At 40.4% G+C, this 13,199-nt stretch carries 18 protein-coding genes; all 18 read right to left on the bottom strand.

The features are described 5' to 3' along the window. Position 1: 1 nt before the first annotated feature. The 18 genes from ADS77_RS06865 to ADS77_RS06955 all read right to left on the bottom strand — a co-directional run bounded on the left by ADS77_RS06865 (position 2) and on the right by ADS77_RS06955 (position 13,175). Complete coding sequence (locus tag ADS77_RS06865) at positions 2-907, bottom strand: AAA family ATPase (protein ID WP_054453574.1); 906 nt, start codon at positions 905-907, stop codon at positions 2-4. Positions 908-914: 7 nt separating this feature from the next. Continuing rightward, the gene (locus tag ADS77_RS06870; protein WP_054204595.1) at positions 915-1,295 is read right to left on the bottom strand and encodes a response regulator; all 381 of its coding nucleotides are present in this window, start codon (positions 1,293-1,295) and stop codon (positions 915-917) included. A gap of 754 nt (positions 1,296-2,049) precedes the next feature. After that, the gene (locus ADS77_RS06875; RefSeq protein ID WP_054453579.1) at positions 2,050-3,192 is read right to left on the bottom strand and encodes a phage minor head protein; all 1,143 of its coding nucleotides are present in this window, start codon (positions 3,190-3,192) and stop codon (positions 2,050-2,052) included. A gap of 1 nt (position 3,193) precedes the next feature. Beyond that, entirely contained in the window at positions 3,194-3,736 is a 543-nt protein-coding gene (locus ADS77_RS06880) for a hypothetical protein (protein ID WP_054453581.1), read from the bottom strand. Between the two features lie 2 nt (positions 3,737-3,738). Continuing rightward, positions 3,739-4,182 (bottom strand): hypothetical protein, encoded by a 444-nt coding sequence (locus ADS77_RS06885; protein WP_054453582.1) that lies wholly within the window; start codon positions 4,180-4,182, stop codon positions 3,739-3,741. A gap of 10 nt (positions 4,183-4,192) precedes the next feature. Beyond that, entirely contained in the window at positions 4,193-4,807 is a 615-nt protein-coding gene (locus ADS77_RS06890) for a DUF3164 family protein (protein WP_054453583.1), read from the bottom strand. After that, complete coding sequence (locus tag ADS77_RS06895) at positions 4,800-6,299, bottom strand: DUF935 family protein (RefSeq protein ID WP_054453584.1); 1,500 nt, start codon at positions 6,297-6,299, stop codon at positions 4,800-4,802. Before ADS77_RS06895 ends, ADS77_RS06890 begins: the two co-directional genes overlap by 8 nt. After that, a complete protein-coding gene (locus tag ADS77_RS06900; protein WP_054453585.1) occupies positions 6,292-8,031 on the bottom strand; it encodes a hypothetical protein in 1,740 nt (579 codons plus the stop codon). Before ADS77_RS06900 ends, ADS77_RS06895 begins: the two co-directional genes overlap by 8 nt. Next, on the bottom strand, positions 8,031-8,537 hold the full coding sequence (locus ADS77_RS06905) for a DUF1804 family protein (RefSeq protein WP_054453590.1): 507 nt from the start codon (positions 8,535-8,537) through the stop codon (positions 8,031-8,033). The genes ADS77_RS06900 and ADS77_RS06905 overlap by 1 nt, the downstream gene beginning before the upstream one ends. Beyond that, the gene (locus tag ADS77_RS06910) at positions 8,537-8,875 is read right to left on the bottom strand and encodes a hypothetical protein (RefSeq protein ID WP_054453593.1); all 339 of its coding nucleotides are present in this window, start codon (positions 8,873-8,875) and stop codon (positions 8,537-8,539) included. Before ADS77_RS06910 ends, ADS77_RS06905 begins: the two co-directional genes overlap by 1 nt. Before the next feature lie 9 nt (positions 8,876-8,884). After that, the gene (locus ADS77_RS06915) at positions 8,885-9,328 is read right to left on the bottom strand and encodes a D-Ala-D-Ala carboxypeptidase family metallohydrolase (RefSeq protein WP_054453594.1); all 444 of its coding nucleotides are present in this window, start codon (positions 9,326-9,328) and stop codon (positions 8,885-8,887) included. Then, positions 9,318-9,569 carry a hypothetical protein gene (locus ADS77_RS06920; protein ID WP_054453596.1) on the bottom strand — a complete coding sequence of 84 codons (252 nt, stop codon included), beginning with the start codon at positions 9,567-9,569 and terminating at the stop codon, positions 9,318-9,320. Before ADS77_RS06920 ends, ADS77_RS06915 begins: the two co-directional genes overlap by 11 nt. 122 nt (positions 9,570-9,691) lie before the next feature. After that, complete coding sequence (locus ADS77_RS06925) at positions 9,692-11,347, bottom strand: hypothetical protein (protein ID WP_054453597.1); 1,656 nt, start codon at positions 11,345-11,347, stop codon at positions 9,692-9,694. Positions 11,348-11,567: 220 nt separating this feature from the next. Then, the gene (locus ADS77_RS06935; RefSeq protein WP_054453600.1) at positions 11,568-11,810 is read right to left on the bottom strand and encodes a hypothetical protein; all 243 of its coding nucleotides are present in this window, start codon (positions 11,808-11,810) and stop codon (positions 11,568-11,570) included. Positions 11,811-11,818: 8 nt separating this feature from the next. Continuing rightward, positions 11,819-12,226, bottom strand: a complete 408-nt coding sequence (locus ADS77_RS06940) for a Mor transcription activator family protein (protein ID WP_054453601.1) — start codon at positions 12,224-12,226, stop codon at positions 11,819-11,821. Next, positions 12,223-12,420, bottom strand: coding sequence for a hypothetical protein (locus ADS77_RS06945; RefSeq protein ID WP_054453603.1), 198 nt, complete (start codon positions 12,418-12,420; stop codon positions 12,223-12,225). Before ADS77_RS06945 ends, ADS77_RS06940 begins: the two co-directional genes overlap by 4 nt. Next, the gene (locus tag ADS77_RS06950) at positions 12,421-12,819 is read right to left on the bottom strand and encodes a phage protein GemA/Gp16 family protein (RefSeq protein ID WP_054453604.1); all 399 of its coding nucleotides are present in this window, start codon (positions 12,817-12,819) and stop codon (positions 12,421-12,423) included. After that, positions 12,816-13,175 (bottom strand): hypothetical protein, encoded by a 360-nt coding sequence (locus ADS77_RS06955; protein ID WP_054453605.1) that lies wholly within the window; start codon positions 13,173-13,175, stop codon positions 12,816-12,818. The genes ADS77_RS06950 and ADS77_RS06955 overlap by 4 nt, the downstream gene beginning before the upstream one ends. Between the last annotated feature and the right edge of the window lie 24 nt (positions 13,176-13,199).

Raw genomic sequence — 13,199 nt, forward strand, 5'->3', positions numbered from 1 at the left:
ATTAAAGTGGCACATTAACAGCATTTAATAATTGGCTAATTTGTTGATCACTCATATCATGTTGCAGACCTAAGCGGTGCTGCGCAACACTTGCAAAAATAGCTTGAACATCATCTGGTGTAACAAAATCTCGGCCATCAATAAAAGCCCATGCTTGCGATGCTTTTCCAAGTGCAATGCTGGCTCTAGGAGAAAGTGCGTTTGCAAATTTATTATCTGTTCGTGTATAAGTTACCAATGCTAAAATATAATCAACTACAGGCGCACTTATCGTCACAGCTGTTACTTGTTTTTGTATCTCTATTAACTGTTGTGGAGCAATACGTACAGGTAAGCCATCATAATCTCGATTGTTAGTACCGAGAATTAATTTACGTTCAGCTTCCTTTGGTGGGAAACCTAAGCTTATTCGCATAAAAAAACGATCTAATTGAGATTCAGGCAACGGATAAGTACCTGATTGATAAGAAGGGTTTTGAGTTGCTATAACAAAAAATGGTATGGGTAGGGCATATTTCTCACCATCAATAGTAACTTGGTTTTCTTCCATTGCTTCTAATAAAGCACTTTGTGTTTTTGGTCCAGCACGGTTGATTTCATCGGCTAAAACTACCTGGCTAAATATAGGTCCTTTATGAAAAGTAAAAACGTGTTCGTTGGCATTAAATATACTTGCACCGAGTATATCTGAGGGTAGTAAATCACTCGTGAATTGGACTCGCTGATACGATAGACCAAGTACCGTAGCAAGCGCGTGTGATAACGTTGTTTTTCCCATACCGGGTAAGTCTTCTATCAACAAATGTCCTTGGCTAAAAAGACACGTTAATGCCAATTTAATTTGTCGTTGTTTTCCAAAAATAACCTGTGATAAATCTTCAATAATTTCGTTTACAGAGCTTTGCATAATAACCTTAAATTAGTTCCAAACGTTTCATTACCGTATCTACTTTTTTAGCGTTGAAGGGTTTTGCAATAAAACCTTTTGCGCCAAGTTCCCACGTATTTTGTACATTTTCGAGACTATTGTGGCCAGAGCACATAACAACATGAGTGTGCGGATAATGATCATTTAGGTACTCAAGTATTTGTGTACCATCTGTATCTGGAAGCTCAATGTCGAGGAAAATAACATTAGGGGACTTTTCATCAATGACTGATTTTGCTGATTCAAAATCTCTACTTTCAAGGATATCTTCAAATCCTAGTTCAGTTAAAATTTGATTTAAGTAGTTACGAATATCCTGAACATCGTCAATGATTAGGATTGGTTCTAGCGGGCGCACAAATTCCATATTGTTTACTTCTTATTACGTACAGCTCAAATTGTATTTTCAATACTATGCTAAGCGATAGATAACCTCAAGAAAGATACGCTAATAAAGTAACTTTAATGAAATAGGACTAATTATAAATCAGTCCTATTTAAGTGATTATAGTAAACAGAAGTGTGAACTTATGGTCTAGAATAATAACAGTAACTAATAAATAATTTTTAGTTCAACTAATATTATAACTATTGAGTTGATGTTATTTAAAATACATTAAATGTCCGATACCGCCTAGTATTGGACATATCACTAGATAATGCATTAGTTTACAGGAGGTAATCACCAAATTATTAATACCCTATAATTTATATTATGTTAAATAAAGGAATTTACAGGATATTACTGATGATGACCCATTGTAAGGGGTTGTTCGTTTGTAGAATAATAAAGATATGGATATTTTCGCCCTTGCCTTGCGGAAACCCTCGCCGTTACTGGGTTTGTACTGATTTTGGCGTGTAAATCCTTAACTTTGAATTACGCTTGTTTTTAGACAAACCCGTTCAAAATGACCCAAAACCCGCTTATTCCTGCTCATTTTACGTTTAAAACTAGATATTTTTTGATTGTTAACGTGCTTAAAACCAAGTTTAAACGCCATAAAACCACTTATTCCTGCTTATTTGGCGTTTTAAACGGGATATTTTGAGCGTTAACATGCTTAAAACGGAGTTTAAACACCATTTAAACGCTCTTTAAATCTTCAAAACGTGGTTATTTAAACCTTTTCGGCAAATATAATCGTATTAAACTGTGGTCCTAGTTCAATTGTGACCATGTAGCCTTGATATGATAATTTTATTTGGTTGCCTATATAAGCAAACGTATTTGGTTTTTGAACTGCGTTCATTAGATCATGTATTTGTTCAAGACTAAGTTGACCCGCTAAAAGTTTTTCAATTTGAGTGCTGCCAACTGTAACGGCGCTACTATATATAGGTGCGTTTTTACGTGACAATTCATTTAATAAATTTGCAGGCAAGTGCCCTAGCGTAAATTGCTGGCCATCAGCTCTGGATTTTTTAAGCGCTAACTTTGCTGCGTGTAAATTTACCTGCTTTATATAGTACTGCTGAGATTTCAAAACGGCTTCGTTAAATTGTGGGATTGCTAATTTTTGTAAGTCCGTTGATAAATTTATAACTGATTTTCCTGCTGCTATATCTGCACCTAACCATGCTTTGCCCGGATTATAATCCCAGCCTAAATCTATGCCTGGCAATTTATTAAGTTCTTCACCTGTTGATGAATCTACAACTTTGAATGACTCCATAAATTTATTAACTTTTTCAGGTTTGCTAACTGATAAACCCATGCGTGCAATATCTCGCGCATTAAGTGATACCACCTTACACCTGCAGTTATAACCATTTGGTGGATAATGCGTATCCCAAAACGGATGATCGACTGGTAATAAAATGTAATTCCACTTGCCATGTTCAGGTCTAACGCGACTATCGCCAGCAGTTAAATATAATAAATAAGGCCTGCGCTGTTTGATCCGTTCTTGTTGTTGCCAACGGCCAGCTGCTCGCGCGGTGTTTTTATTATTTTGATAAATGACTTTTGAACGCCAGCCTCGTTTACCATTGTATGACCAGCCATGATCATCAACTATTTTGTCAAAGCGTTTTCTAAAGTCCGATATTGTCTCGCCGTCACTAATTGCAGCATCAACGGCTTTATAAAAATCATTGAGAATTGTTAGTTGTGTTGCGCCTGCAACAGTAAACGCTTTGGCATGAATTAAGCCCTGTAAGTCTTTATATGATTCACTTGTAAGCTTAATTTTGTCTTTAAAATGAGAAATGGCTTCCTTAAATTTAACAAGGTCGCCATATTGTGGAGCTGGTAATGCCATATTAATGCTCTTTTAGCGACTGTTGAATGTCTTGAATTTCGTTTCTACGCGAATTATCGCGGCTATTTCCGAAGAAAAAATTCAATATTGAGGCCACTACAGTGCCTAAAATAAAGCCTAAAATGGTGTCTGCAAAACGTGTTGCGGTCTCTGGAATGGTTAAAAATGTAATGCATCCGATGTAAATAACCGTAGAAAATGACCAAAACCACGCATAATAATAGATGAAACGTTTAGAGAATTTATCATCTTGATTGAGCGCTTTTATCTGCATATTGCGTGCGCTTTGGGTGTTTTTAAACGCTAAATCATCAAGCTCTTTTTCACGATTTAAGAGGGTTGTTCTTAACTCATTTTTTAATGATTCTGAGCTTTTAAGGCTGTTTAATGCCTCATCAGGCGAAGCCGTATTTGTTAAAGTTTGTGTTATATCGACGATTTTAGACGCTACTTTAGCGCCATTGTCGCCCCCTATCCACTTACCTATTTTAGTGTCTAAACCTGTTAGTTTTGCAAGCGCAAGTGCTATTGTTACCGGTTCCATAATTATACCTTTATATAGTTGTTGTAAGTTTTACCACCAATTTTAATAAGCTCTAAACCATCCAGTTTTTTATACTGACGAACGAGGCTTTTAGCGGTTGTAAAGTCGCATGTGTGGTATTCAGTTTTTTCGTAAAGCTCTGGCATTTCTTTTTTTGCACGGCGTTTACCCCACACTTTTTCAGCTTCTTTAATTGATTTGGCTGTGTATTTGGCGCGGGTTCGTTTGCGCCAAACATCAGGAATACACGCAGGGCGTTCGTTATCTTTAGAGTACCAATCGCCTTTAATTACATCGTCGACATACACAACTAAACTGGTTTTCGACTCAGATACACGTCCGCGTGTCACGGTTATTTCAAACTCTCCGAATTTGAAAATGGCTGAGCCAAAGTAACCAGCTAAGTGTTTTTCTAGCTCTATCCATTGCTCTTTTGTGATGGCCATAAGCGCCCCACTACAGCTTTGCAATATCGAGTGAAATTGGTTGCTCTATACCTTTATCATCTTGCTTGTAAAAGCGAATAAAACGGCAAGAATCAACCACGCCAACAGACTCAGCAATAATATTCATGGCTTTAGTCCACTTGCCTGAATCGTCTGAAATTTCGAGTTTACGCAGGGCTAAAATGCGTTGTGGATTAAGTGATCCTTGCTTATCGGTATTGAACGTTTTGCTTACAATGGCTTTAATGTTTTGATTACCGCCCTCAGTCCATTCGTCCAGACATTGATCTATTAACTGTTTAGCGAGCGCTAGTTCAGGGCCTAACTCAATACGTTCTTGGGTTTGCAGGGTTACTTTTAATTGGCTGTCAAAGGTGCGTAGTGTCACATTGCCTTTTTTACCGCCTAAGTTAACGCCATGCTCTTGGGCTAATAGCTCAATAAAATCGTCTGCTTCGGCCATTAAATCTTGCTTAAATTCAGCCAGTGTTTGTTGCATTTCAACGGCTTTATCAATGGCTTTTTTAACAAACTCATCTTTGATCAAATCGGTTTGTTTGATGTTTACAATAGCCACTAAATTGCCTTTGCCGTCTTTTAAATATCCGTCAGGAACGTTATTCATCGTCTATCTCCACAGTTTTAGAATTAGCCTCGTTCATGCCTGCCATAAACTCATACTCCATTGCCGTTTGGGCAACGTTTGCCAGTGCTGAGTCTGAAATATCAGGAAATTCTGAGGTGATTTTTTGTTTAAGTTCGTCCAGGTCTTTAGCGGCCTGAGCAAAATGAAAAAGCTTTTTAATGGTGTCGTCTGTTGCGTGATCAAACAGGTCAAACTCATCGGTAAGTTCGACGCTACCAGCTGATTTTTTGGCAAACTCGGTTTTTGCAGCAGTGGCAATACCGTGGCCTTCGTCGGGTACATCTAGCAGTTCTTCGCCATCTTTAGGCTTAGGAATACCGAGTTCGGTATACGCCCAATCAACACCAACAGGCACAATGCGGGCAGACTCACGCACACGGGTTACGGTGTCTGTGTTGATCTCACGTTTGTCTTTAAAGATGAATTTAGGCGGCTCGCCACCATCAAAATTTACTGTGTGTAACGCGTTTAAAACTTGATTACGAAAAGAAGCGACAAGCGCCCTGTCTGAGCGTTGATTATCGCCCGCACGTTTTGCATGGGTTTCACTGGCCGCGCGTGCACCGCCATTTTTTTGCTCCGTTGCTAGGGTTTGACTTGTTAGTGCTTTACTTATTTCTGCATTACAAAAGTTAACGAGCCGCTCAGGTACTGGCTCACCAGAGAGTTTACTTTCGATGATCTCAATTGTCGTATCATCAGGTATGGCTGCAATGCCGTCTTGCACTAATTTAGCTAAGCCATCGAGTAAATTATTGATGTCTTTATCTTGTGATCCAACAGGATATTTACCCACAGGGAACGGAATACCAAAGCGCTCGCACAGCTGTACAAAAAACTTAAAGCCGCCGTGCTTAAACGTCCATGGCCAAAAGCAGCTACTTAATAATGCAATACCATAGGGATTTTCGGCGCTTGGCATGTGGCGAACGCACGACCAACGGCGTTGATCGACTAGCTCGCCTTGTGGGTTTTCGCTGGTTTTTACCAGCAGTTCGTGATCACTATTAAATGCAAAGCGGCTGTTGCGCCAGGTCTCTACATAGTCAGGTTGCCAATGACCATCCTGTTTAATGTACTTGCCTAAATGGGTGACACTAAACCCGTTTAAAATAGCGCTATAGTTGTGCCAATCCATGTCGGCCCATTCGGTATGTGGGCATGGTTTTTTAGCAAAAAACGCTCTGGCGAGTTCATAGCTTTTTAAACTAGCTGCATCGTCACCGCCTGGCACAAGCTCGGTATTAAAGCTAAATAAACCGCTACGTAGTGAGCGTAATTCACCAATTACATGGGCATCGCGGGCTATTTCTTCATAAATAGCGGTGTTTTTACCCGCGCGGCGCAGGATTGGATCAGGGTTTGGTAGCTCAGTGATAAGCGACGTAAGGTTTGGATCTATCCGGTTTTGGTCAAACATACGGTTAAGCGCAGCGTATGCTGTAGATTTAATGCGTGGCTTGCTATACATGATAGCCCCTTATTTGTTTAGTGACTTTGCGGCTACTTACACGCGGTATACCGCCTGCACCGGTGCTGGCTATCATCCATAAAATAGCGAGTGCACAGCTTAAATCGTAGTGATGAGCTGTTTGTTTTTCTGGCCAGTTTTCAAGCTCGTCGAGCAGTAAACGACACCGTGAATGAAAGGCAATTTGTGCGGGGGTATTGGTTACGTAGGTTTCAAGTGATCCTATGCGTTCCTCGGCTGAAATGGTTGCGGTAACGCCACGTAAAGGCAGTGCAATGCCTTGCTCTAACCCTGTTTTAATAAACTGGCTGCGCATAAAATCAAAGGCGTTATTATTTTCAAACCCCCACACACGGCAGTTATATTCTTTTTGGGCGCGTATTAAGTCATTAAGCAAGCGGCTGGTACCACGTACTTTGCGGCTTTCGTATTCAACGTGTAGTTTTTGTAAATCTTTAGAATGAAAACCCACTAATATTGCGCTGGGATCGGCTTTTTCGGTTTTGCCCATGCTTGGGTCACACGCACCATACGGCACCCAATCGCTTAGGCGATCAACCCAAAAATCAAACTGATAAAATATGGCTTCTTCGTCGCTTTTGGCTATGCCTTGCATTTCGCGGTTAAACTCGCGCTTATTAGCTGCCCACATACACATTAAATCGTACAGCGTGCGCACACTTGGCCAGCTGGTTTTGGCGGCTTTAAGCATTTGCTTTTTGTTTTTTAACCAAAACTTAAATGACGGTTTAGCCTCGGTTGATACGGCTTCGCCTTTGGCGGCGGCGCGTTTTTCAAAGCGTTTGTCGTCATGCACCATTAGATCGCGGCATTGCTCCCATAAGTCCATGCGTTCAGGCATTTGTTTAATGGCTTTAAAGCGATGAACAATGTGCCCTGGTGCTTCTTCGGCTCGGCTTATTGGATCATCGTTATTTAAAACAGTGTTTACACCTAAGAATTTTACGGTGCCATCCGGTGGGCCAAGGTATTGCACGGCGGCTTCTAGGAAGCGCCAACGGTTATCGCGTTCTGTGGGTGATTTAGCCTCGGCATCGGTAATAATGTCATCCGATAGCAGTAATTTAGGGCGGCTGGCACCGTGGAATGTACCGCGTACTGATTGCTCAGCCCCACGGCTTTCAAAGCGTACGCCTTGTGCTGTTACAAATTCGCCTAACTTCCACACGGGTGATGAAGTGCATACTTCGGGAAAGTCTAACGCGAGGTTATTATTGTTAAGCAGCTCAGTTTTAACGACCTCTAATGTTTTGGTTGGCATTTTAGTTTCAGCGCCAAACAAGATCACAAAATCGATAAATTGTTTTATCTTCTGTAAGCCCAGTTCCTGGCATACGTCAGGGTCTTGTAACAGTGCTAACACCGCCACATACACAGGGGCAATTTTTACACCTAGGGTACTTTTACCCTCGCCACGCGGGGCAACAAACCAGTTTTTCCAACCGTTTTTAAGCTTGAGGGCTTCGGGGAACCAGTTCATAAAATAGCGTTGGAACTCTGAGGCTGTTTGATCGTCGTCAAGCCACATATGATGCGGGAAATACGTATACACAAAAAACTCGAAGTCGCCGCCAAGAACGCGTTTGCGGCGTTCTTTAATCGCTGCGGGGCTTGGATCTATATTGCGCTCTTTGGCTTCTATATCGCGGCGTAGTGAGCCGGTAATTTGCTCTATTTCAGCTAAAAACTCGCGTGAATTCATATCGGCCATTAGTCTTCTAACTCCTGATCGAGTTTAGGACCAAACGCGGTAAGTATTTCAACAAACTCAGGGGCAAATTCGGGGTATTTGGTTGATACAAACTTAGCAAGAATTTTTACTACTTCAGCGGCAATGGTGCGCTTTTCAAGCTTTTTATTACCGCCTGATACCTTCATTACTTTGCTCATCATATCGGTGAGAGAACTCAGTATTTTGGTACGCTGGTCAAGTGGCAACGCTGCGCCCTCGGCTGATTTTAACAGCTCAAAGGTTTCGTTTACTTGAATGGTGAACTCTTCAATAAAGTCGGTGGTAAACTCCCCTGCTGTGCCTTCGCTACGGCGGCTTGCTGCACGGGATAGATCCCAATCGTCGCCGTTGTCTTTGGCTTCCATTTTCCAGCGGCGTGCTGTGCCGTCGGCCACGCTGTGTTTAATGGCGGCAACACTTAACGCTAGCAGCTCGTTTACATAGCTGTGGCGTACAGCGTTTTTCTTTTCTGCAGGGTGCGCCATTAGTTCATCAACCCATTTTTTACAGCATACGCAACTAGCGACACGGCTAAACCTGCTGTACCGCCCATAGCAGCCACTTTAATGCGTTGGTTAGTCAGTTTTTCTTCAACTTTAGCTAAGCGGAGTTCTTGTTTTTCAACTGCTGAAGTTTGGCGTTTTTCACTCGCTTTAATTTCAAGCCTTAAGCCGTCGGTTATTTCTTTTTGACGCGCTTCGCTCTTTTCGATGCTTTGATGAATGTCGGCTTTAATGTCTTTTAAGTCATTTAAAATAGCCGCCTGACTGCCCTGTATTTCACCTATGGCTTGAAATAATAAGTTTTCTTGTTCTTGATTCATGGGTGGTCCTTACGGGTTAAATACTTTAATGCCCGTCCATGTAGGCGTGCGTACATCAAAGTGAAACCAATTCACTTGCCCTTCAATGGCGGTGATGTAGGGGAATTCTTGCGGGTGGGCTAATACGTAATCACGTACTTGCTGAGCGGTGTAATTTTCAAAGCTGCAATCAAACGCTTTACCTAGCTTATGCTGGCTGCGTTTTGCGCCAACATTACAATCAAGTGGGCGATAGCCACGGTATTGATTAGCGCCGCCCCAGTACCAGCTATTTACAGTGCATGGGCCAAACGTGTCGCGTAGCTTTTGCAGCATACGCAATGCGCGTTCATCAAATAGGTTGATTAAAAATAAGGGCGAATTTTTAAATAGTTCAAACGTGGCTTTTGGTACTAATTCTTGAAATGTAAAGCTTGGGGCAGTTGGTACCACCACTTTTCTTTTAAGCGCCATGCTGCTGAGTCCTCATTGTGGTTAAACGTTGTTTTGTTAGGACGTAACAGGCAGGTAAGCGGGTACTGCGCACAGGTTTGTTATTAGCTGGGTTTAGCAGCGCTTTAACGCAGGTACGCAATGCGGGCAGGTCTTTTAACGGGCAACGGCGAGATATTGCAATTTGCTCGGCTTTAGAACTGGCCTTAATAATTTGTTGAGCTAAAAACTCAATAAATGGCGCATGCACTGTATTTGTCATGCTGGTAGTAAATCAATTTAGAGGGGGGGATTCCGCTGTAAAGTTGTTTGCGGCTGGGTGAGAGAGGCTGTCTATTAGCTTAGAATAAAAAGGCTTGACGCTGCAAGCCATAAATAAAGAGATTACTTTTTTAGTGCTTTCAATGAGTTTTGGATTGTTTTTCCTAATGAGCGTAAAGCACCTTTAGTTAGTGATGGAGTCTTTCCTTCACCATACTCTGAAACAAATACATACAGTTCATTCAAAATATCACTTTCGTTGGAAAGGTAAGAATCAGCGCTGACAAACTTATACCTTTGATAAAGGTATTCACAAAAAAACTCTATATCGCTATGGTTCCAATTTTTGATGCATTCCTCCCATTGCTCGATATTCAACTCTTGCAGGATTGGTGTCATTTGATAATTGGCATTATCATAAAGTTGTGATTCTTGAAAAGAGGACTTTAATGATTTGAATAACTCGTCATATTCACTCTTAACTTGTTTTTTTTGTATATCTTTTAAATATCGTTCTGCTATTTCTGCATATGGACTATCTGCAATATTTAAGTTCACGTAACCGCGAGATGAATAAAATTGTTTTTTATCAGCTAACGATTTTGCTTTCTCGAATGTAATTTTATCGTTCTCAGGTATGTACATATTTTTTACAAGATAATCATAGTAATATAAGCATTGGAAAAACTTACTAACTTCAACTGAATGTGTAAGTAAAATGTACTTTTCAATTTCCCTTAAACCTTTGCTGAACTCGTCAGCACTTAATCTTGATATGTTATTATATAGTAAGCTATCAAGCGGTGAATTATGCTTTGGAAGTTCATGTAAATTCAAAACATCAGTTAGCTCTATATTTTTACCTACAATAAATTTAACAAAGTTCTCATTCAATTGAAGGGATTGCCTTAAACGTAAATTTAATTTCTCCTTTTCATCGGTAATATCAAGCATTTCAGGTATTTTCATATTGTCGATGTAATACTTTTTAGAAATCAACAAACCATCTCTCAGAAGCATTGTTTTTACCAAATCTAAGTTCACCTCATTATTCTTGTCACTCAAGTATTCTAAAAGTTTATCAAGTCTCTTTAATGTTCGATTTAGAATGCGTAAGTTATAAAGATTGTACATATTTATAAACGTTTCTATATCAGCTTGTGAATTGATTAATTTGTTTAATTTTGACTTTAGAATAAGGTATAAATCAGTGCTACTAGGATCATAAATTATGGTTTCAGAGAATGTTTTTTCAGTAAAGGATTTTTTAAGGTCGAGTTCTTGTTCATCAGTAACGAATATAAATTTATTTTTGCTTTGTGTAAGTGTTAAACATTCTCCAATAATATGCTTTTTTAAAGAAGAGCATTCGATACGCTCAATATCATCAATAATAAATAATTCATCAGAAATATTTTTTAGCATATAGTGTTTTACAGCACCTGCAGAGCCTTTAATAACGTTACTAATGATACTAGAGCCACCAGTCACTTTCTCTGCTGTAGCAAGTAAATGTGTTAGATGGGTTACCGCTTTTGCATCATGCTTTTCTTCTAAATATCTTTTTGCTATTAATAAATCTTTAAAGTCATCTAGTGATGTAATACCTAGTACCGATAGATATGTGATTTTATATTCGAATTTATTTTTGAGTTCAGTAGTCAAAAAATTTTCAACATAGTAAGTTTTACCAATGCCCCATTTACCAGTAAATATAATCATGGGTGGGTATGAGTCATCGTTGAATAAATCATTTATCTGAGTTGCGTAGTCTTGCATATGAAGTTCCTTTTTAATTTAATACAAACTATGTCAACTCCTATAACTTATCAAGACTTTATATGCCTCCCTATACTCATCCATCAAACCCGCTACATCTAACCCCATAACTTTTCGTTGGTTGATGTAACGGGCCAATAGATTTAGACCGTATTCGTACTGCCATCGCTTTGGCTTTTTGCCGCCGCTAAGTTGCAATGCAGTGAGCAGTACAAAGTTATTACTTTGCATGCTTGGGGATGGTTTGAATTCTTACCTCAACACCATCGGTAATGCGGATAAATTCAAACCAGCAATGAATGCACACAGTGTGATCGTTATATATCTCACCCTCTGGAGGGCGTAACGTTTTTAACGTGTGCTGGCATGCTGGGCATTGGTAATTAATAACTGCTTTGTTTCTAAGTGATGCGGCTTTAAAAAATGCCTGGCATTCAGCTTTAATGTCTTTTAAAAGCTCCATATTGCCCCCTACAAACTTAAATTTAATTGTGTTTCGTGCGCCTGTTCGTCTTGGTATGCACTGTAAATACTGCTTACTTGCTGACGGGTGATCTTAAATTGTTTAACCAGCTGCTGAATGTTGCTGCTTTTAGCGTCCAGGGCTTGGCAAATTTGTTGATTACGAATTTGCATAAGCACTTTGTGTAGCATGGGTATTTGGTAGCTTGATCCTACATTGGCGTTTATAAGCTCTTGCACTAGGGCTTTGCCAAATACCTTTACTACTTCGTGATCCTCGGTTGGCTTTTCAGGGATATAAAACATCTGCCCTTGTTGCTCGGTGAGTACCGCAATGGTTTTTTCAACCCCTAAGTGCTTAACTATGCGGCGCAGGCCATGGGGTAATGCCCGTAAATCTATGGTTGATTCGCTCATGATTGCTCCTCAAATAAATAATCTAAGCCGTTTTCGCTGTCTAGTCGGCGCTGCTCTTGGTATGCCTCTACGTCACGGCGAATGCGGCACTTTTCGCGTTCTGCTGCTTTAACTGGGCGATAGCGTACTTCCTCGGTATAAGCTGGCTTACGCGGGTTAATGGTAAAGTTTTGATACTCTTCGTAATTTGCCATTTACGCCCCCTGCTTTGTTTTATGGCGTATAAGCCACTGTTTAAGTACTTCGATAATGTGCGGCCATTGCTGGGCGCTTTGGCTTAGCTTTTTACCTTGTAAGTGCTTTTCACAAAACGTGTCGCAAGCTTGTTTTGAGTCAATGTTTACTGCGCCTGCACGGCTTAATTGCCCCCACAGGCTGTAAATCATTTTTAGCTGTGGCGGTAACTGCTTTTTACCTGCGTTTGGGTTCATTGAGCGGTAACGCGTTAGCAGCTGCTGTTGCTCAAGCTTGGTTAACCCCGTGCAAGTGTTGGTGCGCTGGTTGCTAACGTAGGCCACATTAAGTTGGTGAGTGTCTTGCTCAATACCCGCCGCCTTTTGTGCAATTTTGATTTGTTGAATTAAGTTGCTCATGCGCTTTGCTCCATGGGTATAAACTCAAACGCAATGGCGGGTTGTAAATTGATGACTTTAATACCCCAATCGCTAACGCCTTGTGTATAAACACGCGCTAGTTTTGGGTGTAAGTTATTAAAGCGAATAGCCAATTGCTCAGCCGATTTAACGCCTAAAACGTGCTGAATGGTAAACAGCTTTTCAGCTATTAGCATTGAAAATGCGGCTTTGATATTACCGTTGCAGCTGTCGATAAACTCGCCTGAACCTTCTTTATCGGCAAGTACAGCCAGCATGTGTTGTGTGCTTATGGTGTCGTTTATTGCTAAACGTGCGGTAAAGCGCTGGGTGTTTAAATTAATTGAAAATGCCATGATTAAATCCTTATTTAAAATGTG

It is taken from the genome of Pseudoalteromonas porphyrae, from assembly GCF_001298125.1.
Classification (GTDB): domain Bacteria; phylum Pseudomonadota; class Gammaproteobacteria; order Enterobacterales; family Alteromonadaceae; genus Pseudoalteromonas; species Pseudoalteromonas neustonica.